At 65.7% G+C, this 391-nt stretch carries 1 protein-coding gene; it reads right to left on the bottom strand.

Annotation, left to right across the window (positions count from 1 at the left end; translation table 11 throughout):
- Positions 1-391: GSU2403 family nucleotidyltransferase fold protein (locus tag CKW40_RS42590; protein WP_244571580.1), on the bottom strand; the 391-nt coding region annotated here is incomplete at both ends.

Genomic DNA, 391 nt, shown 5'->3' with positions numbered 1-391 from the left:
CAGCTTGTGGATGGCGTAGCGTTCGGGCGATGGAATGAGGACCGGCACGCCCGGACCGTGCAACAGCACCGCGCGGATCGGCTGGAAGATCAGGTAGTCGAGGAAACGGAGCGGCAGTGCCGCTGCCCCGCCGAGGGCCGGCATCGGGACCGGCTTGCCTGCCTGGTCGTCCGACCACTGGTTCGGCGTCAGGAATTCAACCTTGAAGTTGCCCCTCGACGTGAATTGGGTGGAGACCCTGCCGTCGGCCTGGCTCGGGACCTCGCGGAAGGTCGGATCGACCTGGCGCAGCACCTCCAGGATGGGAGGCATGGAATCCTTGACCGCCACCGAGATTTCGTGGAATTGCGCAAAGTCGGCGTCGCCGGTCTGCATGGCGGCCGCATCAAGG

This window comes from Mesorhizobium carmichaelinearum (assembly GCF_900199455.1).
Classification (GTDB): domain Bacteria; phylum Pseudomonadota; class Alphaproteobacteria; order Rhizobiales; family Rhizobiaceae; genus Mesorhizobium; species Mesorhizobium carmichaelinearum.
The sequence above is the reverse complement of the archived record's forward strand: the minus strand, read 5'-3'. Positions and strand labels throughout refer to the sequence as shown.